At 36.4% G+C, this 18845-nt stretch carries 19 protein-coding genes; 7 read left to right on the forward strand and 12 right to left on the reverse strand.

Going from position 1 to position 18845, the window contains the following annotated elements; translation table 11 throughout:
• Positions 1-123: 123 nt before the first annotated feature.
• Positions 124-3270: a VCBS repeat-containing protein gene (locus tag AACP56_RS00525; protein ID WP_339334588.1), complete on the forward strand. Its 3147-nt coding sequence runs from the start codon at positions 124-126 to the stop codon at positions 3268-3270.
• A 27-nt stretch (positions 3271-3297) separates the two neighbouring features.
• Here the strand turns inward: AACP56_RS00525 and AACP56_RS00530 are convergent, their stop codons facing one another.
• From AACP56_RS00530 to AACP56_RS00540, 3 genes are read right to left on the reverse strand one after another with little or no spacing between them, the layout of a single operon-like run.
• A complete protein-coding gene (locus AACP56_RS00530) occupies positions 3298-4062 on the reverse strand; it encodes a TIGR02757 family protein (protein WP_339334586.1) in 765 nt (254 codons plus the stop codon).
• Complete coding sequence (locus tag AACP56_RS00535; RefSeq protein WP_339334584.1) at positions 4059-4613, reverse strand: CPBP family intramembrane glutamic endopeptidase; 555 nt, start codon at positions 4611-4613, stop codon at positions 4059-4061. The genes AACP56_RS00530 and AACP56_RS00535 overlap by 4 nt, the downstream gene beginning before the upstream one ends.
• A gap of 1 nt (position 4614) precedes the next feature.
• Entirely contained in the window at positions 4615-5277 is a 663-nt protein-coding gene (locus AACP56_RS00540) for an ABC transporter ATP-binding protein (RefSeq protein WP_339334582.1), read from the reverse strand.
• 152 nt (positions 5278-5429) lie between these two features.
• Between AACP56_RS00540 and msrA the strand changes: the two genes are divergently transcribed.
• From msrA to AACP56_RS00555, 3 genes are read left to right on the forward strand one after another with little or no spacing between them, the layout of a single operon-like run.
• Positions 5430-5993: a peptide-methionine (S)-S-oxide reductase MsrA gene (gene msrA, locus AACP56_RS00545; RefSeq protein ID WP_339334580.1), complete on the forward strand. Its 564-nt coding sequence runs from the start codon at positions 5430-5432 to the stop codon at positions 5991-5993.
• A gap of 1 nt (position 5994) precedes the next feature.
• Positions 5995-6594: a GTP cyclohydrolase I FolE gene (folE, locus tag AACP56_RS00550; protein ID WP_339334578.1), complete on the forward strand. Its 600-nt coding sequence runs from the start codon at positions 5995-5997 to the stop codon at positions 6592-6594.
• A gap of 55 nt (positions 6595-6649) precedes the next feature.
• Positions 6650-6949, forward strand: coding sequence for a hypothetical protein (locus tag AACP56_RS00555; RefSeq protein ID WP_339334576.1), 300 nt, complete (start codon positions 6650-6652; stop codon positions 6947-6949).
• Positions 6950-6983: 34 nt separating this feature from the next.
• Here the strand turns inward: AACP56_RS00555 and AACP56_RS00560 are convergent, their stop codons facing one another.
• From AACP56_RS00560 to AACP56_RS00600, 9 genes are all read right to left on the reverse strand, one after another.
• On the reverse strand, positions 6984-7541 hold the full coding sequence (locus AACP56_RS00560; protein WP_339334574.1) for a type 1 periplasmic binding fold superfamily protein: 558 nt from the start codon (positions 7539-7541) through the stop codon (positions 6984-6986).
• Positions 7542-7556: 15 nt separating this feature from the next.
• The gene (locus AACP56_RS00565; RefSeq protein ID WP_339334572.1) at positions 7557-9962 is read right to left on the reverse strand and encodes a TonB-dependent receptor; all 2406 of its coding nucleotides are present in this window, start codon (positions 9960-9962) and stop codon (positions 7557-7559) included.
• 36 nt (positions 9963-9998) lie between these two features.
• Positions 9999-10304, reverse strand: coding sequence for a hypothetical protein (locus AACP56_RS00570; protein ID WP_339334570.1), 306 nt, complete (start codon positions 10302-10304; stop codon positions 9999-10001).
• A gap of 53 nt (positions 10305-10357) precedes the next feature.
• Positions 10358-10660 (reverse strand): DUF6787 family protein, encoded by a 303-nt coding sequence (locus AACP56_RS00575; RefSeq protein WP_339334568.1) that lies wholly within the window; start codon positions 10658-10660, stop codon positions 10358-10360.
• A 30-nt stretch (positions 10661-10690) separates the two neighbouring features.
• Positions 10691-11143, reverse strand: a complete 453-nt coding sequence (locus AACP56_RS00580) for a DUF6146 family protein (RefSeq protein ID WP_339334566.1) — start codon at positions 11141-11143, stop codon at positions 10691-10693.
• 67 nt (positions 11144-11210) lie between these two features.
• Complete coding sequence (locus tag AACP56_RS00585) at positions 11211-11852, reverse strand: DUF937 domain-containing protein (protein WP_339334564.1); 642 nt, start codon at positions 11850-11852, stop codon at positions 11211-11213.
• 76 nt (positions 11853-11928) lie between these two features.
• A complete protein-coding gene (locus AACP56_RS00590) occupies positions 11929-12882 on the reverse strand; it encodes a D-2-hydroxyacid dehydrogenase (RefSeq protein WP_339334562.1) in 954 nt (317 codons plus the stop codon).
• 4 nt (positions 12883-12886) lie between these two features.
• A complete protein-coding gene (gene serC, locus AACP56_RS00595; protein WP_339334560.1) occupies positions 12887-13951 on the reverse strand; it encodes a 3-phosphoserine/phosphohydroxythreonine transaminase in 1065 nt (354 codons plus the stop codon).
• 101 nt (positions 13952-14052) lie between these two features.
• Entirely contained in the window at positions 14053-15099 is a 1047-nt protein-coding gene (locus tag AACP56_RS00600; RefSeq protein ID WP_339334558.1) for an acyl-CoA reductase, read from the reverse strand.
• Positions 15100-15185: 86 nt separating this feature from the next.
• On the opposite strand from AACP56_RS00600, the gene AACP56_RS00605 reads away from it, so the two are divergent.
• The 3 genes from AACP56_RS00605 to AACP56_RS00615 all read left to right on the forward strand — a co-directional run bounded on the left by AACP56_RS00605 (position 15186) and on the right by AACP56_RS00615 (position 18824).
• Positions 15186-15539 (forward strand): 4Fe-4S dicluster domain-containing protein, encoded by a 354-nt coding sequence (locus AACP56_RS00605; protein WP_339334556.1) that lies wholly within the window; start codon positions 15186-15188, stop codon positions 15537-15539.
• A 226-nt stretch (positions 15540-15765) separates the two neighbouring features.
• The gene (gene ychF, locus AACP56_RS00610; protein ID WP_339334554.1) at positions 15766-16860 is read left to right on the forward strand and encodes a redox-regulated ATPase YchF; all 1095 of its coding nucleotides are present in this window, start codon (positions 15766-15768) and stop codon (positions 16858-16860) included.
• 107 nt (positions 16861-16967) lie between these two features.
• Positions 16968-18824, forward strand: coding sequence for a DNA topoisomerase IV subunit B (locus tag AACP56_RS00615; protein ID WP_339334552.1), 1857 nt, complete (start codon positions 16968-16970; stop codon positions 18822-18824).
• Positions 18825-18845: the final 21 nt, after the last annotated feature.

Here is an 18845-nt window from a genome sequence, read left to right on the forward strand (position 1 = left end):
ATTCGTATTAGACTCCAAACCAACTTTCGTATGGTAATTAGGTTTTTTAGCGCATTTATATGGTTTAATTTCATTGTATGCCTTTTGCAATCCTGTGGTGAGCAATCAAAAAGCAACAACTTTATGGAGCTTTTGGAGTCCAATAAAACTGGAATTGATTTTATGAACCAGTTAAGCTTCAATAAAGATTTCAATGGGTTTAATTATCGAAATTATTACAATGGTGGGGGAGTGGCTATAGGTGATATTAATAATGATGGGCTTCCAGATATTTATTTCACGGCTAATATGCAAAAGAACAAGTTATACCTAAACAAAGGAAATTTCAATTTTGAAGATATTACTAAAAAGTCCAAAACTGGAGGAAATGGTGCATGGTCTACAGGTGTAAGTATGGTAGATATAAACTCAGATGGGCTCCTAGATATTTATGTTTGCAATTCCGGAAATATTAAGATGGCCAACAAACAGAATGAACTTTTTATCAATAATGGCGACTTAACCTTTACTGAAAGTGCATTGCAATATAACCTTGCAGATGTGGGATTTGGAACGCATGCCTCATTTTTTGATTACGATAAGGATGGTGATTTAGACGCATATTTACTGAATAATTCATACAAACCTTTAGCAGCTTTTGACCAAAGACAAAATCAACGAAAAAAAAGAGATTATAGAGGTGGAGACAAATTGATGAGAAATGAAGGTGATGTTTTTGTAGACGTCAGTGAGCAAGCTGGTATCTTCGGTAGTGAAATTGGTTTTGGCCTGGGGGTGGCAATTGGTGATATAAATGGAGACCACTGGGATGATATATTTGTTTCCAATGACTTCTTTGAAAGGGATTATTTGTACATCAACCAAAAAGACGGCACGTTCAGTGAAGAACTTATCAATTATTTTCAATCCATTAGTCTCAATTCTATGGGCGCGGACATGGCAGATATAAATAACGATGGTAAAAATGATTTGTTCGTAACCGATATGTTGCCAAGAGATGATGCCAGAATTAAGTCAAAAACGACCTTTATGGATTGGAACAAGGCTGAGTTCAATAAAAAATATGGTTACCATAACCAATTTTCCCGAAACGTATTACAGTTAAGTTCACCTAAAGGATATAGAGAGCTTGGGCGGTTCTCAGGTATTGAAGCTACAGATTGGAGCTGGGGTGCTTTGATTTTTGACTTAGATAATGATGGCTTTAAAGATATTTTTGTCGCCAACGGTATATATCAAGACTTGACCGATTTGGATTATATCAATTATATATCCAATGAGGAGTTAATGAATGGACTAATCTCCAAAGATGGATTTGATTATGATAAACTTTCCAAGCATATTACATCTAGCCCGATTCCAAATAACTTTTTTAAAAACGTGGATGGGCAGACGTTTATAGAGGCTTCAGGTAAGTATGGATTGGACTATAGCGGTTTTTCAAATGGTTCTGCTTATGGGGATTTAGATAATGATGGTGATTTAGACCTTGTTGTTAACAATGTGAATGGGAAAGCATCAGTTTATCAAAACAATACCTCAGGAAATAGTATTGGTCTTATTTTAAGAGGAGAGACCAACATACACGGCATAGGTAGCAAAATTATCATTAAATCAGATTCCGTTCAATATTACTATGAACAACAACCTGTGAGAGGTTTTCAATCAAGTGTTGATCCGAAAATTTTAGTAGGTCTGCGTTCTAAAATAGCTGTAGACATTGAAGTACATTGGCCCGAAGGAAAGGTTTCAACCCTAAAAAAGGTAGATGTGAATCAAACCATCGAGATTTGGGAGTCAGAGGCGAAGAATCCAAAACCAAGAGCGTTGGAATCTAAAAAGAAAAAAGTATTTAAACTGCTAGATTTTGCAAACATAAGTCATAAAGAGAATCGCTTTATAGATTTTGACAGAGACCGATTTTTATATTTAATGCGAAGTACTAAAGGACCCAAACTTGCTCTTACAGATTGGAACAAAGATGGTAATGATGATCTTTTTGTAGGAGGTGCCTATGGGGAGCCTACGCAAATTTTATCTCTAGGCGGCACATATGATATTCAGAAAATAAATAACGTTTTAGAAGTTACAGATGGAAAGTTTATTGATATTGATGGAGATAACGATTTGGATTTAATGGTTGCTGTTGGGGGGGCGGAAATTGAAAAAGAGTCTGTACTGCTTAGCTATTTGATTTATACCAATGATAATGGTGTGCTCTCAAAACAAGAAATACGACCATTTGGTGAATTATCCATTAATACATCTTGTTTGGCTACTTCTGATTTTGATGGAGATGGGGATTTAGACATATTCATTGGAGGGGATTCAAGTCCGATGGAATATGGATTACCAGTAGATGGGTATCTATTTGAAAATAAAGGAGCAGGTGTTTACGAAGATGTTACAAATACATGGCTTCCAGATTTAAAAGAACTTGGGATGATTTCTGAAGCAGTATTCGCTGATATTAACGGTAATGGTAGGCAGGACTTGGTTGTAACTGGGAAATATATGGGAATTCATTGTTTTATGAATTCTGGTGAAAAATTTGAATCTAAAACGAATGGCCTCTCAAGTTTATTAGGCTGGTGGAACACAATCCATGTTGTAGATTTGGATGGTGATGGTGACTTGGATATAGTAGCTGGAAATCATGGTTTAAATAGTACGTTTAGGGCCTCCCCAGACAAACCTATAGCTCTTTTTGTAAATGATTATGATAAGAATGGCTTTATAGACCCTATTCTTACTAAATATAACATATTTGGAGAGGCTGTTCCATACGCTGTTAGAAATGACATAGTTGACCAGATTGCATCGATAAAGAAAATATACCCTGATTTTAAGTCTTATGAAAATGCAACAATACAAAGAATGTTTTCTAAGGCTCAACTTGATACTTCAGTCGTTGTAAAAGCAACTCATCTAGCCTCGATGCTATTTATCAATCAGGGAGATGCAACCTTTGAAATTAATTTACTTCCTCCAGCTGCACAACTTGCTCCAATTTATGCCATTTCTTCTGGTGACTTTGACCGTGATGGTGATACTGATTTAGTCCTTGGTGGGAACCTATATGGTGTAAGGCCACAGGTTGGCAGATATGATGCGACCAATGGTGTTTTTCTAAAAAATAATGGGAACATGCATTTTAAAGAAGAAAATAGTGGCTTTGATGTTCCGGGTGAGATAAGAGATATTATGACCACCGATAGCTTTGTAATTGTTGCCCGTAACAATGATTCTGTTTTGTTCTTTAAATACTAAAAACGCCTAGTTTAGACAAAAAGGTTATTAAAATTTCTCAAAAACCCCTAATCCAAATAGTGCAAAATCATATTTCACAGGGTCACTTGCATCCAGTTTTTTTAGGTTGCTATCCAATTCTACCAAGGCTTTAGCATCGTTTTGTTTTCTTTTAAGCAATTTTAGTTTCCGAGCTACATTACCAGAGTGCACGTCTAATGGGCAGGATAATTTTGAAGGTGGAATTCTTTTCCAAATACCAAAATCCACGCCTTTGTTTGGAGATCTAACCATCCAGCGCAAAAACATGTTTATGCGTTTGGCAGCAGAGCCTTTTAAAGGGTCAGAAACATGTTTTTGCGTTCTTGGTAAGTGTTCCAGTTCAAAGAAAAGTGATTTATAGTTACTGATTGTCCCTTGCAAGGATTCCTGTTCTTGACTTTTGGAAAATACATTCTCTAATCCCCCATGGTTTTGATATATGTTTTTGAGGGATGTTATAAAAAACCTTAAATCATCTCCATTAAATGTGCGATGTACAAAACTTGATAGGTTATCTAAATCTGATTCTTGATGAGTTATAATGTAATCGTGGGGTGAGTTATCTAGTAACTCCATTAATCGTGAGGCATTGTTAATTATACTTTTACGATTTCCCCAAGCAATGGTCGCGGTCAAAAAAGCACTTATTTCAATATCCTCTTTCTTATTAAAGCGATGTGGAATTTGTAATGGATCACTCTCCAAAAACTTTGGGTGTTCGTATAGCGCTGCTTTTTGGTCTAGGAATGCCTTTAATTCGCTTTTATTCATTCAAAAGGAATATCAAGTATTTTCATAAAAATAAATGGCCCTAAAAGAATCATATTATGAACAGCATGTAGCAGTATTGACCATAGTAATCCAAGTTTGGTACGTATAAACCCTAAAAAAATTCCAGCAGAAATTTGCGGAGCAACTAAAATAGGAATGAGCCAATAGAAACCTTCAATATCTTGAAAATTGCCAACGTGGATTAGTCCGAATAAAATAACAGATGCGTAGAATGCATATTTGAAGTATTCCGATTTTTTAAATAATCCTAAAGGTGCCCGAAAAATTAATTCCTCCAGTAACGGAGCCACGATTACAGCCAAGAAAAAAATCATAACTGGGGAATAGGAATCAAACATTTCTATGACAGCATGATTTTCAGAATCAAAGCCTACTAGCGTAATAACACCTTGCATTAGTATACCTAGAATTACACTAAAGCATACAGTAATCAAGGAAAGCTTTAAAAAGATGCTATTCCTTTCCGGTGCGGCATAATCTTCGTCACCATAAATGGGGTCTTTAACAAAACTCCAAACGTCCTTCAACATATTAATTTGTTATTAAACCATCAACCATCACTAACTTTCTATCTGCCATATTGGCCAACTCTTCGTTATGGGTTACAATCACAAAGGTTTGTCCAAATTCTTTACGTAAATCAAAGAATAATTGGTGCAGGTTATCAGCACTTTCAGAATCTAGGTTGCCACTGGGTTCATCAGCAAAAATTACCGATGGATTATTAATTAAAGACCGTGCAACCGCAACACGCTGTTGCTCACCACCTGAAAGCTCATTGGGCTTGTGGTGAATTCTATCGGAAAGTCCTAAAAAACCAAGCAGTTCCTCTGCCTTGCTTTCTGCTTCCTTTCTATTGGTTTTTTTGATAAATGCAGGGATACAAACATTTTCTAAAGCTGTGAACTCAGGTAGTAGCTGGTGAAATTGAAAAATAAACCCTATATGCTCATTCCTAAATTTTGCCAAACTTTTGGCATTAAGGGTCGTGGTGTCTATTTTATTAATGTTTATAGTGCTGTCCGCTTTATTAGATGGAATATCTAAAGTACCCAAGATTTGTAATAATGTAGTTTTACCGGCACCAGAAGCACCAACTATAGAAACAATTTCCCCTTTTTTTATTTCAATATCTACACCTTTCAACACCTGAAGGTTTCCATAGAATTTTTTGATATTTGAAGCCTTTACCATATTCTTAAAATGAAATGATGAAAGTAAGCATAAGTTGTAATCGGTAAAAATTCATTAATCAAAAAGATTTAATTTTTTTTACGACTATAATTAAAAGTTAAAAGCAATAAAGTTATTGCATAATTAATAATATTGTTTAACATTTACACAAAATGAGTAAACAAAACAAAGATACTTTAGAAACTGCAATTTTTGCTAATGGATGCTTTTGGTGTACAGAAGCTGTTTTTCAGCGACTTAAAGGTGTAAAAGAAGTGGTTTCTGGATTTACAGGAGGAAAAATTAAAAATCCAGCCTACAGAGAAATAACTACTGGCAGGACAGGACATGCTGAGGCTATTAAAATATCTTTTGATTCTTCACAGATTAGTTATGATGAATTATTGGAGGTTTTTTTCGCGACCCATGACCCTACGACCCTAAATAGACAAGGTTATGATGTAGGCACACAGTATAGAAGTGAAATTTTTTATACAACTGATGTTCAAAAAGAAACTGCAGAAAAATTCATTAGCTTTCTCGAAAAGGAAAATGTTTTCAAATCACCCATAGTTACTGTGATATCAGAAGAGAAACCTTTTTATATTGCAGAAGAAGAACATCAAAACTATTATAATCAAAACAAAACACAGCGTTACTGCCAGTTTGTGATCAATCCAAAGATTGATAAACTCAAAAAGTACTACGCTGATAAATTAAACACTGTTATAAACTAGTATGGCACCTTATAAAAATTTAGAGGAATATAATATTGAAATCACCAACGAAGTAAAAGAACGTTTTTCCAAGATTATAGATGAAATCGGTGAAGATGTAGAAAGGGAGGGGCTGGTAAAAACACCAGAACGAGCTGCAAAGGCCATGTTGTTCCTTACTCAAGGGTATCAGCAAGATGCTTCGGAGATTTTAAAAGGGGCAATGTTTAAGGAAGACTATGACGATATGGTCATCATAAAAGATATTGAGTTGTATTCCCTTTGTGAACATCACATGTTACCATTTTTTGGGAAGGCACATATTGCATATATTCCAAATGGGCATATTGTAGGTTTAAGTAAAATACCGAGAATAGTTGATGTATTTGCCCGCAGATTGCAAGTACAAGAAAGGTTGACCCACGATATTCTGGAGTGTTTGAACAATACACTTAAACCAAAAGGAGTTGCAGTTGTCATTGAGGCTTCACACATGTGCATGATGATGCGTGGTGTACAAAAGCAGAACTCAGTTACCACTACTTCTGGTTTTAGAGGGCAATTTGAAAAAATTGAGACCCGTAATGAGTTCTTAAAACTGATAACTTCAGACTTATCATAATATTTTTGATACTCCCATAGTTTCAATTGAAGTAGGAAATTCCTATTTTTCGAGTATGTCAAAACAAAAGGATAAAAAAATCAGGAACTTGTTCTTGGGATTATTATTTGATGCCTTGGGAATGGTATCTTTTATTTTACCTGGAATAGGAGAGTTTTCTGATGTAATATGGGCGCCACTGGCTGGTTGGCTTATGACCAGAATGTACAAAGGCAAAATAGGGCAAGCTGCAGGTTTGGTTACATTTGTGGAAGAATTGATACCTGGATTAGATGTTGTCCCCACCTTTACCATAATGTGGGTTTACACCTATTTGCTAAGTGGTAAAAAGTCAAAAAAGATTATTGATGTATAAAAAGAGCCGCCAAAAGCGGCTCTTTTGTAATATTTTAATTAGTAATATTAAAATTAAAAGTTGCAGCAATATCAGTCTCGCCGCCAGCCCCAGATAATGTACCATCATTTGGCTTTGTAGGTTCATGACGTAGTGTAACTGTTAAACCTCCTGCTCCAGCAGTATTGGTCACTAAGTCGAAACTTAAACCAACAGGATTTCCATTACCATCTTGATCTGTAGCAGTTGCACTAGCAACCGAACCACCTATTTGGAATATGAATTGATGCTCGTCGTCTTCTGCCTCAACTTCCACAGTAATATCCTCAGCAGGTGATTCTGTTTCGTTCAATACTTCAATTGTAGCATTATAGGTTGTGTTACCAGCCAAGTTAGGAGCTGTAACCGTTGGTGGATTAGGGCCGTCAGCATCCAAGTCTTGGTAACTAAAGGTAATGGCAGTACCACCGCCTTCTGGTGTTAAAGTAATATTCATTGTAGTGATAACCTCTTCCTCATTTACGGGGTCAGGATTACCATTATCATCGTCAGAACATGCAACAAACAATAATCCTGCGATAAGAAAAATTGATAAATACTTAATAGTTTTCATAGTAATAGAATTGTGTTAATAATTAATTTTTAGTTGTAAAATGATATTTGTGCCCAAATCATCAGCAAAATAGCGCTGGCGATTAAGGTATTCCCTGTAATTTATATTCAGAATGTTATTTACTGTCAAACCAGTTGTCAGTCTTGTTTTTCCGCCCAATGAAAATTCAAGTTGAGAATCAAGACTAAGTAAATGATAGGCTGGGGGAGGCGTATTTATTTCAAGGATAACATTTTCCTCTCCATTTGGGGAAAAAACTTCAATATTTGGTGGAAACTCATTTTGTCTGAAGACATAGTTACTGTTCAAGCTTACTTCAAAATTGTTCCATTTTGGCCTTTGGTATGTGATACTGTTGCGAAGATTAGCTGCGGGAATGTTTATCAAAGCGATGTCCTTATCCAAATCGTTACCCTTAACCACCGCGAGCTGATGGTTTGTTTTCACATGGTCATTCCAATTAATATAACTGGAAACATCAATTCCCAACAATCTAGCATTGGTTTGCCTATAACTCCATACTGGGAATGCACCTCGTATGGTGAATTCTACGCCAGTAGGTTCCAATATGATAAAATTATTGATAAAGTTTGCATATGGCTCAATGGTAAAACCCCAACTTTTGAAGTCACGTTCTTTTGTTAATGAGATTTTGTGTGATGTTTCACTTTGTAACCTAAGATCTCCCAATTCAATACGGGCAGCAGAGTGATGCAGACCATCGCTAAATAATTCCGCTGGGTTTGGTGCTCGTTGTGAAAGTGCATAATTGAAGCGTAAATTACTTGTGTTATCTTTTGAAAACTGTCCCCCGACGGTAGCTGAAAAGTTATGATAATCAAAAATAGGGTTGACTAATAATTGTCCAATATCGCTACGGTCTTCAATAACCAAATCTTGAAAATCTTCATCATATCCGCGTTCTTCCCATCTTGATATACGATAGAATTTTTTGGCATCAACTTGGGTAAAATCATATCTAAAGCCTCCATCCAAAATCCAATTTTGACCCAAGCGGTACTCTGCAATTGTAAAACCACCCAAGTCATACTTTTCATAATCGGGTATCAATCGTCTAACCCCTGTATCAGGATTGGCAAAATTATCTTGATACCTTCCCAATACGCCTACGTTCAGATTTAGTTTTTTATTGGCATCCCACTTAAAGTTACTTGAAACGGTATGTGTAGTAAGCTCTAAATCTATAGAGGCCCTATCGCTTCGCTCTCCTCTTCTTACGTCAAACTCGAATCTTCGGTTATTTTGAAAATCGTACTGTAAACTCCATTTTCCTATACCTTCAAAGCGTTTGTACAGCTTTAGTTTTCCTAAATGATGTCTTACTTTTTGCCTTGGGTTTCCTAAATTGTAAGTGAAATTACGTATTACCAGTGGCTGTCCGCTATTGACGCTTCGTATTAGGTCATCTACATTTCCGATATGCGATGCTCTTAGAATGGCAATTTCAGCATCGTAATAGGTGTAATTGGCATCCCAACCCCATTCAAGGGCATTTTTACCAAAGTGAAGAGAACCACCAAATTCTTGGACACCTGTATTCGATAAGATATAATCAGGCGCTTCTTGGTCTCCCAACCTTCTATAAGAAGCTTGTCCAGTAACAAACCAACCTTTCTTAAAAGACTTGGTCAACTCTGAGTTTATGTTTCCTCCACGCCCATTTAAGACACCATTGACTAAGGTTTTACCAAATAGCGTATCGCTTTTAAAAATATGATTTTTGGCCAGGACTATAACTCCACCAATTGCGTCCCCACCATATTGTAACGCTGAGGCTCCTTTAACGACCGTAACGCTGCCTGCAGAATTTACATCTACATTGGGAGCATGTTCATCTCCCCATTCCATATCTTGCATGCGGACACCATCGTTTAAGATTAATACCCTACTACCATTTAGCCCATGGATAGCTGGCTTTACAATATTTGCACCCGTATTTAAGCTTGAAATTCCACTTATTTGTTTAAGAGCATCTCCTAGCGTTGCTGAACTAAATTTTTCAAGACTTTTAGTATTTAAAGTAGCTTCTTGCGCAGAATTGGTTTGGTCAAACAATACTTCACCAACTACTTCCACCTCTTCTAGCTCTTCTAAATGATGTTCTAATTTTATTTCAATCTCTGTAGTACCGGAAACAACAACATTTAACAAGACCGTGCTGCACTCTGGATGTGAGACTTCTAACGTATAGGTAGCATCACACAGATTAAAAATTTGAAACTTTCCATTGGTATCTGTAATAACTTTTTTTGAACCATCTAATGTTTGTAAAGTAGCCCTAGCTAAAGGTGTCTTATCATGATAATCAATGACAGAACCTACTAAAACACTTTCACATTCTTGTGAAAATAAATGGAAACCAGTAAAAAAGCAGAATATTATGAAAAATAGTTTTTTCATAAATATGTGATGAATTAATTAAAAACCCTGAAAATATTACGCTAGAATGGTTGCAGTTATAGGAGGAGGCCTGCTGAAAAGAGAAGTTGAAAGTTCTGAAGTTACAGAAACAGATTTATAGGTAATGTTGTGCTCAAAAAGAATAGGAATAGATTCTGGAACAAACTCAAAAGAATGTGCATAATCAAAATCATCTTGTTGATTTTCCAAGCTAATTAAGCAAACGGTACAGTCTTTAGTTTCATTGGAATCGTCATGACAGTAGGAGTGAGGCGCAGATACTTTAAGAAAAAGTAATGCTGTAAAAATGAAAACCCCAAAACTTTGGACTATAGACTTCACAAAGCAAATCTAACTAAATTTGAAAGACTGCATATGTTAACAAAATCACAATTCTAAGAAAAGAGAAACCCAAGCCCTAGTCTTTTAAGCATCTTTTTTTCAAACGCCCAGAAGAATTTAAACTGTCCGAACAACCATCCAAAGAAAACCAAAAGTACCTGATATATAGGAAAAATCAAGAGAATTCTAATAGGCCAGTAAACCCACCCAGAAACACTTACCTTAGTGATGCCAATAAGCTCTGTAATAGGAGCAGCAAGTTTTGCAGACACACTACCCGTTATTGCGAAAACAATAAAAATAACGATAACCTGGAAGTTGGAATCAATGCCCCAACGCTGTTTCAGTTTTTCCATCAATTAATTTTCGATGGCAAATTTACAAGATTAAATCCGAGGGAAAAAAGGACCAAGCCTCTGATTGTACTTACGTTGGAAATAAACAAAGTAGTTGTAAAGTTTATAATTTACTTCGTAACCATAATCAACCTGCGGATCATAATTTATTTGCAACTCGTACAAATTTGGATTAAACCTTCCTGGTTGTAAAACCCTTTGATTCCAATTGATTACCATTATTTCATTTCTACTTTCCAAAAAGGATTGGGAATAATAACCCTCTGGTCTAGCTATACTCTGTAACCAGACAAAGAAGCCTGGCTCGATAATTATAATTTCATATTCTGATTCTTCATCGGATATTTCTACAGGTTCTTCTGTTCCTGTATTAAATATTTCTTTCTCTTTTTCCGAAACTTCCAATGCCTCTTTTTGAGTTCCGCAAGAGCCCAAGAAAATCAGCATAGCTAGGAAAGCTGTGTTTAATATATTCTTTTTCATAATGTTAAAATATAAAAAAAGCCGTTTAGTTGTTCTAAACGGCTTGTTAAAAACTCTTTTTGAAGGATTATTTACCGAACAATCCTCCTAGCAGTCCGCCAAGGCCACTCTTCTTTTTTCCACCACCAGATAGAACCATACCAGCTAAATCATCAATAACACTACCATCTCCATCAGAATCTAAGAAGCTCTCTATTAGGGATTGTTGTTTATTTGCAGTTTTATTACCACCCATTAATCCACCTAAAAGTCCATTTAGTGCATCTGGGCTACTTACATTTTGTTGTCTTGTTTGTTTTCCTAGATAGCCCAACAAAATAGGTGCAGCTATTTTTAGAATTTGTGCAACAGAGCCAGCATCAATTCCAGATTTACTACTGAGGGCATTCTCCACTTGTGGTTGCTTTGATCCAAACACATGGCCTAAAATTCCGGCACCATCATCCATTACCGATTGGTCTACACCACCACCAAACAGTCCACCAAGGTTGTCCAAAATACTCCCATCGTGTTTTGATGATAAAGCATTCATTAAACCTTGCGCACCTCCTGGAGTCGAAGCATTTTTCTTCATTGCACCCATTAAAAGAGGCATAGCCATGGCCAATACATCTGCGGTTTTGTTTTCTGGTTGTCCAGTTTGACCTGAAACACCACTAATTAGTTGTTTGCCCACTGGGCTATTAATTAAATCTAGTAATCCTGACATTTTCTATAGTGTTTTTGTTATAAAGGCAATGTACAAAAAAGAAGTCTTTATTCTGGTGCTAAAAGCAAAAACCAACTCAACTAAGCAACTCAATGATTTGATCTGCCAATTCAACCCCAATCCTATCCTGGGCCTCGGTTGTTGCAGCGCCAATATGTGGTGTTAGTGAGATACTTGGGTGCATGAGAATTTTCACCTCTGGATTTGGTTCAGATTCAAAAACATCCAATCCAGCAAAAGCCACTTTATTAGATTCTAGGGCGTTGACCAAGGCAACTTCGTCCAATATCCCACCTCTAGCTGCATTAATGATTCCTACACCATTCTTCATCATTGAAAACTCTTTTTCGCCCAGTACATAATCTTTTTGAGCTGGAACATGGATGGTTATGAAATCTGATTCTTTTAAAAGATTGGTTAGTTCTGTGACTTTAAGATTGAAAGTTAGCTTTTGACCGTCATAAAAATCCAGATTGATGTCGGTTTCCTTATTATGGATATCAAAGTAAAGCACTTTCATACCAATACCTAAAGCCAATTTAGCCACTTCTTGCCCTATTCTTCCAAAGCCAACGATTCCTATTGTCTTTCCTCTTAGTTCCCTACCAGCAGCGTAGGATTTTTTCAATTGCTTAAATTTTGAATCCCCTTCTAAAGGCATATTACGATTGGCATCATATAAAAAACGTACACCACCATATAAATGTGCGAATACCAACTCTGCTACTGAAGAGGAAGAGGCAGCTGGTGTATTAATTACGTGAATACCCTTGGATTTTGCATATTCCACGTCAATATTATCCATACCAACACCGCCACGACCAATTAGTTTTAATGAAGGACAGGAATCAATTAATTTTTTTCGGACCTGTGTTGCGCTTCGCACTAAAAGACCATCAATCTGATGTTCATTAATAAAATTCTCCAGTTGTTCTTGTGCTACTTTTGTAGTGATTACTTCAAATCCAGAACTTGTAAGCTTTTCAATTCCAGATTCTGAAATACCATCATTAGCTAAAACTTTTGCCATATATTTATCCTTTACGTTCCAATTCACTCATAATATCCACTAATGTTCCAACGCTTTCCAATGATAGGGCATTATACATTGATGCACGGTAACCCCCAACCGAGCGGTGTCCATTAATACCATTTATGCCTGCTTCTTTGCAATGCTTATCAAAAGTTTCCTTTAAAGTATCATCTGTAATATTAAAGGTGGCGTTCATATTGGAACGGTCTTCTACTGCTGAAAAACCAGAGAAGACTGGGTTTAGGTCTATCTCTGAATAAATAAGATTGGCTTTCTTTTCGTTGATTTCTTCAATCGTTGCTATGCCACCTAAGTCTTTAAGCCATTGCATAGTGAGCATGGAAACATACACTGCAAAAACTGGAGGTGTATTGAACATGCTGTCTTTGCTGATATGTGTTTTATAATCCAGCATAGAAGGTATTTTTCTGGTTACCTTCCCTAAAATATCTTCCTTAACAACGATAAGGGTAGTACCGGCTGGCCCCATGTTTTTTTGTGCCCCTGCATAAATTAAATCAAACTGAGAAAAATCCAATTGTCTGGAGAAAATATCTGAACTCATGTCACAAACCAAGGGACAATCTGTTTTTGGGAAATTTTTTACCTGTGTCCCAAATATCGTGTTGTTTGATGTTAAATGAAAGTAATCCAGACCAGCAGGAATTTCATACCCCTTTGGGATGTAATTAAAATTCTTTTCTTGGGAAGATGCTACTTCAATAACATCACCAAAAAGACGCGCTTCTTTTATAGCTTTTAAACTCCAAGTACCTGTATTTAAATAGCCTCCTCTTTTTTCCAGTAAATTATAAGCTGTTGCCAAAAACTGTGTGCTTGCACCACCTTGTAAAAAGAGCGCCACATATCCTTTTCCCTTTAGGTCCAAGAGTTCCAGTGCCAGAGAACGTGCATTCTCCATAATCTCAACAAAAGCAGCACTTCTGTGAGATATTTCAATAAGGGATAAGCCACTACCGTCTAATTCAATTATAGCCTCAGCTGCTTTTTTCATTACTTCTTGTGGCAAAATACATGGGCCTGCGCTAAAATTATGTTTTTTCATCTTATACTATTTCGTTCCTGAGATTGTGTAGAAGTTTTTGTGTAAAAATTAAGCGATAAAGGTCTTAAAATTTTATAGAATGAAAAATCAAACTCTAAAAATTACAAGTCCAAAAGAAATTGAATGGTATCTATGCCATCTGCATAGTCATCTAAACTTGGCTTTTGGGTAGTGCCAATTGGGATTGAACCTTCGATAATATCTTCTGAAACTACACATTGTAACTGTTTACTTTCGTTTTTTAGTTTTTCATTTAGTTTACTTAAGCTTTCATAATATTCAAAATACAATGTGCCAATTGGAGAGCCATAGCTTTTATCTTCTTTTAACAGTAAAAAGTTATTGTCAAATAAGTTGAAATCAGACATTAGATAAACAGCCTTATTATAGTCATGATTATTAGCATACTTGCTATTGTTGATTACCCAATCATATTCAAAAATCCCTTCAAAAAAGCAGGAAAAATCATATCCCTTTGGAACAAATAACTTAGATACGCTTCGACAACCCAAACCAAAATATCTGAAAATGTCTTCTCCAAGTGATTGAAGCTTCTCTTTGGTTTCGTTTCCAGATAGAACAGCTACAGAGCTACGATTTTTTCTTATAATGTTTGGGTGTTTGCCAAAGTAATGCTCAAAATAACGCCCCGTGTTATTACTTCCGGTAGCAATTACTGCATCAAAACCTTCCAGCTTATGTTCTGCGAAGTGTATGTTGCCTTCTAACTCTCTATTGGAATCAATTAAAAAATCAGCAATAAATGGCAAAAGAACTTTATCATTTGATGAAAGCTTTACCAACACACTATTTCCGGTAAGTAAAACGCACATAAAATCATGAAATCCTACAAGTGGTATATTACCGGCCATTACAATAGCTATGTTTTTTGTAGATGTATCTTGAGTCATTTCATAATTGGAGAGCCATTTGCTCAAACAGTCTTCAGTAAGCAGTTCACCCCATTGTTTTAGAGCAAAAAGTATATTGTCTTCAGTAAACCATCTGTTATATTGTCCTGCAATTGTAATGGTCTCTTTTAGGTTTTTACTCCATCCGGAGTTTTTTGGATTGTCATTATCACAAAAATCAACAAGAAAGTTTCCTAGTTTAACAAAAGCTTGCAAAATATGGTTGTCTACTCTCATTATATTTGTACACTAAATTAGTGGGGTTTATTTTTGTGCAAAAATAGTCGATGCAGAATCGACTTCTGCAATAGAAAAAGAAAATTATGGCAATTATTATTACGGACGAATGCATTAATTGTGGAGCTTGCGAGCCTGAGTGTCCAAATACTGCAATTTATGAAGGAGCAGATGAATGGCGTTACAGTGATGGTACATCTTTGAATGGCGATGTGGTGTTGCCAGATGGCAAAGCTGTAAATGCCAACGAAGTTCAAGAGCCTATCAGTGACGAAATCTATTATATAGCACCGGACAAATGTACGGAGTGTATGGGTTTTCATGAAGAACCCCAATGTGCCGCAGTTTGTCCAGTAGATTGCTGTGTGCCTGATGAAGATAGAGTAGAGACAGAAGAGGTGCTGCTTGGTAAGCAAAAGTTTATGCACCCGGACGGATAAGATTAAAAAAACAAGTAATTTAGCCCGAATCACATGATTTGGGTTTTTTTATGAAAAAAGACGAAGAGTATAAAGGGATTTGGAAAGACATAGGGTGTTTTCTATCTGCAATCGCAATACTCGGAATAATTGCATTAATTGTAGTGTTGGCCTATCTTTTTTTCAAGGGTTTTTAATAGTATTTTCATACAACTTCACCTTATATTTGCAGCCTTAAAACTTTAAGATGAAAGCTGGAATCGTAGGATTACCAAACGTTGGTAAATCAACCCTTTTTAATTGTCTGTCAAATGCAAAAGCGCAAAGTGCCAACTTTCCGTTTTGCACCATTGAGCCCAATATTGGTGTAGTTAATGTACCTGACCCAAGATTAGAGAAGTTAGAGTCATTGGTGAATCCAGAAAAAGTAATTCCCGCTACCGTAGAGATTGTTGATATTGCAGGTTTGGTTAAAGGAGCCAGTAAAGGAGAGGGACTTGGAAATCAATTTTTAGGTAATATCAGGGAAACAGATGCGATTCTGCATGTATTGCGCTGCTTCGATAATGATAATGTAGTCCATGTGGATGGTTCTGTAAATCCTATTCGCGATAAGGAAACTATAGACATGGAACTTCAACTAAAAGATTTGGAGAGTGTTGAAAAGAAGCTGGACAAAGTAAAAAGAGCTGCTAAGACTGGAAATAAAGAAGCACAAAAAGAAGAAGCGGTACTTGTTAAACTAAAAGATGGATTGGAAGCTGGAGTTTCTATCCGCGCTATAGAACTTAGTGTGGATGAAAGGAGTGAGTTTGTGCAACCACTTCAATTAATTACGGACAAACCTGTAATGTATGTCTGTAATGTGGATGAGGATGGAGCAGTAAATGGAAATGAATATGTTGAGAAAGTAAAAGCAGCTGTATCCAAGGAAAATGCTGAAGTGATTTATTTGGCTGTTGGCACAGAAGCTGATATTACTGAATTGGAAACTTTTGATGAACGGCAAATGTTTTTGGAAGATTTAGGTCTTTCCGAGCCTGGTTCCGCAAAGTTAATCCGCGGAGCTTACAGACTTTTGGATTTAGAAACTTATTTTACAGCAGGGGAAAAAGAGGTTCGTGCCTGGACAATACCTGTTGGAGCTACGGCACCACAGGCAGCAGGTGTAATCCATACAGATTTTGAAAAAGGCTTTATCCGTGCAGAAGTAATTGCCTATGATGATTACGTTAATTATGGCAGCGAAGTTAAAGTAAAAGAAGCTGGAAAAATGAGGGTTGAAGGGAAGGATTATATTGTAAAAGATGGTGATGTCATGCATTTTAGGTTCAACGTCTAATCTCAACTATCAACAATCACATACTCCTTTTGTTGATTACTTTCTTAGGCTTACATTTTGATTTTTGCCCCTAAATTCTATATTAGCGAGGATAATCTCTTTATTTAATGGCAAACACCCAATATACCGAAGATAATATTCGCTCCCTTGACTGGAAAGAGCATATTCGTATGCGTCCAGGAATGTATATTGGAAAGCTGGGAGACGGTTCCTCTGCAGATGATGGTATTTACATTCTCTTAAAAGAAGTCATTGACAATTGTATTGATGAGTTTGTAATGGGAGCTGGTAAAACCATTGAAATTGCAATAAAAGAAAAGGAGGTACGTGTACGAGACTACGGGCGTGGCATTCCCTTGGGAAAAGTAGTGGATGTAGTCTCAAAAATGAATACTGGCGGTAAGTATGATTCTCGGGCTTTTAAAAAATCTGTTGGATTAAATGGAGTAGGGACTAAGGCAGTCAACGCGCTTTCCAATTACTTTAGGGTTGAGTCCATAAGGGACGGACAAGCCAAAGCTGCAGAGTTTGAAGCAGGTAATCTTGTTAATGAAGAGTTGGTTGAGTCTTCAAAAAGACGAGGAACACAAGTCAGTTTCATCCCTGATGAATCTATTTTTAAAAAATTCAAGTACCGTAATGAGTATGTGGAGCGAATGCTCAAAAATTATGTGTATTTAAATCCTGGATTGACGATTGTATTCAATGGCGAAAAATTTCATTCGGAAAATGGATTAAAGGATTTATTAGAGGACAACAATAACCAAGAAGACTTTTTATACCCCATTATTCACTTAAAGGGAGATGACATAGAGGTTGCCATTACGCATAGTAAGACACAGTATAGCGAAGAATATCATTCCTTTGTGAATGGGCAACATACTACTCAAGGCGGAACACACCAAGCAGCGTTTAGAGAAGCATTGGTAAAGACCGTTCGCGACCACTATGGCAAGAACTATGACGCTTCGGATATTAGAAAATCAATTATATCTGCAATAGCCATAAAGGTAATGGAGCCTGTTTTTGAGAGTCAGACCAAGACAAAACTGGGCTCTACGGATATGGGAGGTGACCTACCAACAGTTCGTACCTACATTAATGATTTTATTGGTCGCAACCTTGATAACTATTTACACAAAAACCAAGATGCGGCGGAAGCTATTCAACGTAAAATTATTCAGGCAGAGAAAGAGCGTAAAGAACTATCCGGGATTCGAAAATTAGCTAGAGATCGTGCAAAGAAGGCTAGTTTGCACAACAAAAAGCTTAGGGATTGTCGTGTACACTTACAGGACATGAAGAAAGATAGACGTTTAGAAAGCACACTATTCATCACAGAAGGGGACTCTGCTTCTGGTTCCATTACAAAATCTAGAGATGTAAATACGCAAGCAGTATTTAGCTTGAGAGGGAAACCACTAAACTCTTATGGAATGTCTAAAAAGATAGTCTATGAGAATGAAGAGTTTAACCTTCTCCAAGCTGCTTTGAACATTGAGGATTCTATGGAGGACCTTAGGTATAACAATATTGTAATCGCTACTGATGCGGATGTGGATGGAATGCACATACGATTATTATTGATTACCTTTTTTTTACAATTTTTTCCAGAATTAATAAAAGAAAATCACTTATATATTCTACAAACCCCTTTGTTTAGGGTTCGTAATAAAAAGGAAACTATTTACTGTTACAGTGAAGAAGAAAGGCGTAATGCCATAGAAAAGCTCACAGGTAAACCTGAAATAACCCGATTCAAGGGTTTAGGTGAAATTTCACCAGATGAATTCAAGCACTTTATTGGGGATGATATTAGATTGGAACCTGTAATGCTGGACAAAGCAATGTCCATAGAAGAATTATTGAAATTCTATATGGGTAAAAATACGCCAGATAGGCAAGAATTTATCATAAAAAATCTTAAAGTAGAACTTGATTTAGTTGAAGAAAACCAACTGTAAATCATAATAATAAGGAATTAT

Origin of the sequence: Croceitalea sp. MTPC6, from assembly GCF_036985525.1 — a bacterium.
Classification (GTDB): Bacteria; Bacteroidota; Bacteroidia; order Flavobacteriales; family Flavobacteriaceae; genus Croceitalea.

Excerpts from the sequence above, each read along its gene's own strand:
- AACP56_RS00540 (WP_339334582.1), bottom strand. The coding sequence starts at position 5,277 with ATGGTAAAGGCTTCAAATATCAAAAAATTCTATGGAAACCTTCAGGTG.
- AACP56_RS00590 (WP_339334562.1), bottom strand. The coding sequence starts at position 12,882 with ATGGCAAAAGTTTTAGCTAATGATGGTATTTCAGAATCTGGAATTGAA.
- AACP56_RS00585 (WP_339334564.1), bottom strand. The coding sequence starts at position 11,852 with ATGTCAGGATTACTAGATTTAATTAATAGCCCAGTGGGCAAACAACTA.
- AACP56_RS00535 (WP_339334584.1), bottom strand. The coding sequence starts at position 4,613 with ATGTTGAAGGACGTTTGGAGTTTTGTTAAAGACCCCATTTATGGTGAC.
- AACP56_RS00605 (WP_339334556.1), top strand. The coding sequence starts at position 15,186 with ATGGCAATTATTATTACGGACGAATGCATTAATTGTGGAGCTTGCGAG.
- ychF (WP_339334554.1), top strand. The coding sequence starts at position 15,766 with ATGAAAGCTGGAATCGTAGGATTACCAAACGTTGGTAAATCAACCCTT.
- AACP56_RS00600 (WP_339334558.1), bottom strand. The coding sequence starts at position 15,099 with ATGAGAGTAGACAACCATATTTTGCAAGCTTTTGTTAAACTAGGAAAC.
- AACP56_RS00560 (WP_339334574.1), bottom strand. The coding sequence starts at position 7,541 with ATGAAAACTATTAAGTATTTATCAATTTTTCTTATCGCAGGATTATTG.
- AACP56_RS00530 (WP_339334586.1), bottom strand. The coding sequence starts at position 4,062 with ATGAATAAAAGCGAATTAAAGGCATTCCTAGACCAAAAAGCAGCGCTA.
- AACP56_RS00555 (WP_339334576.1), top strand. The coding sequence starts at position 6,650 with ATGTCAAAACAAAAGGATAAAAAAATCAGGAACTTGTTCTTGGGATTA.
- AACP56_RS00525 (WP_339334588.1), top strand. The coding sequence starts at position 124 with ATGGAGCTTTTGGAGTCCAATAAAACTGGAATTGATTTTATGAACCAG.
- serC (WP_339334560.1), bottom strand. The coding sequence starts at position 13,951 with ATGAAAAAACATAATTTTAGCGCAGGCCCATGTATTTTGCCACAAGAA.
- folE (WP_339334578.1), top strand. The coding sequence starts at position 5,995 with ATGGCACCTTATAAAAATTTAGAGGAATATAATATTGAAATCACCAAC.
- AACP56_RS00580 (WP_339334566.1), bottom strand. The coding sequence starts at position 11,143 with ATGAAAAAGAATATATTAAACACAGCTTTCCTAGCTATGCTGATTTTC.
- AACP56_RS00565 (WP_339334572.1), bottom strand. The coding sequence starts at position 9,962 with ATGAAAAAACTATTTTTCATAATATTCTGCTTTTTTACTGGTTTCCAT.
- AACP56_RS00575 (WP_339334568.1), bottom strand. The coding sequence starts at position 10,660 with ATGGAAAAACTGAAACAGCGTTGGGGCATTGATTCCAACTTCCAGGTT.
- AACP56_RS00615 (WP_339334552.1), top strand. The coding sequence starts at position 16,968 with ATGGCAAACACCCAATATACCGAAGATAATATTCGCTCCCTTGACTGG.
- msrA (WP_339334580.1), top strand. The coding sequence starts at position 5,430 with ATGAGTAAACAAAACAAAGATACTTTAGAAACTGCAATTTTTGCTAAT.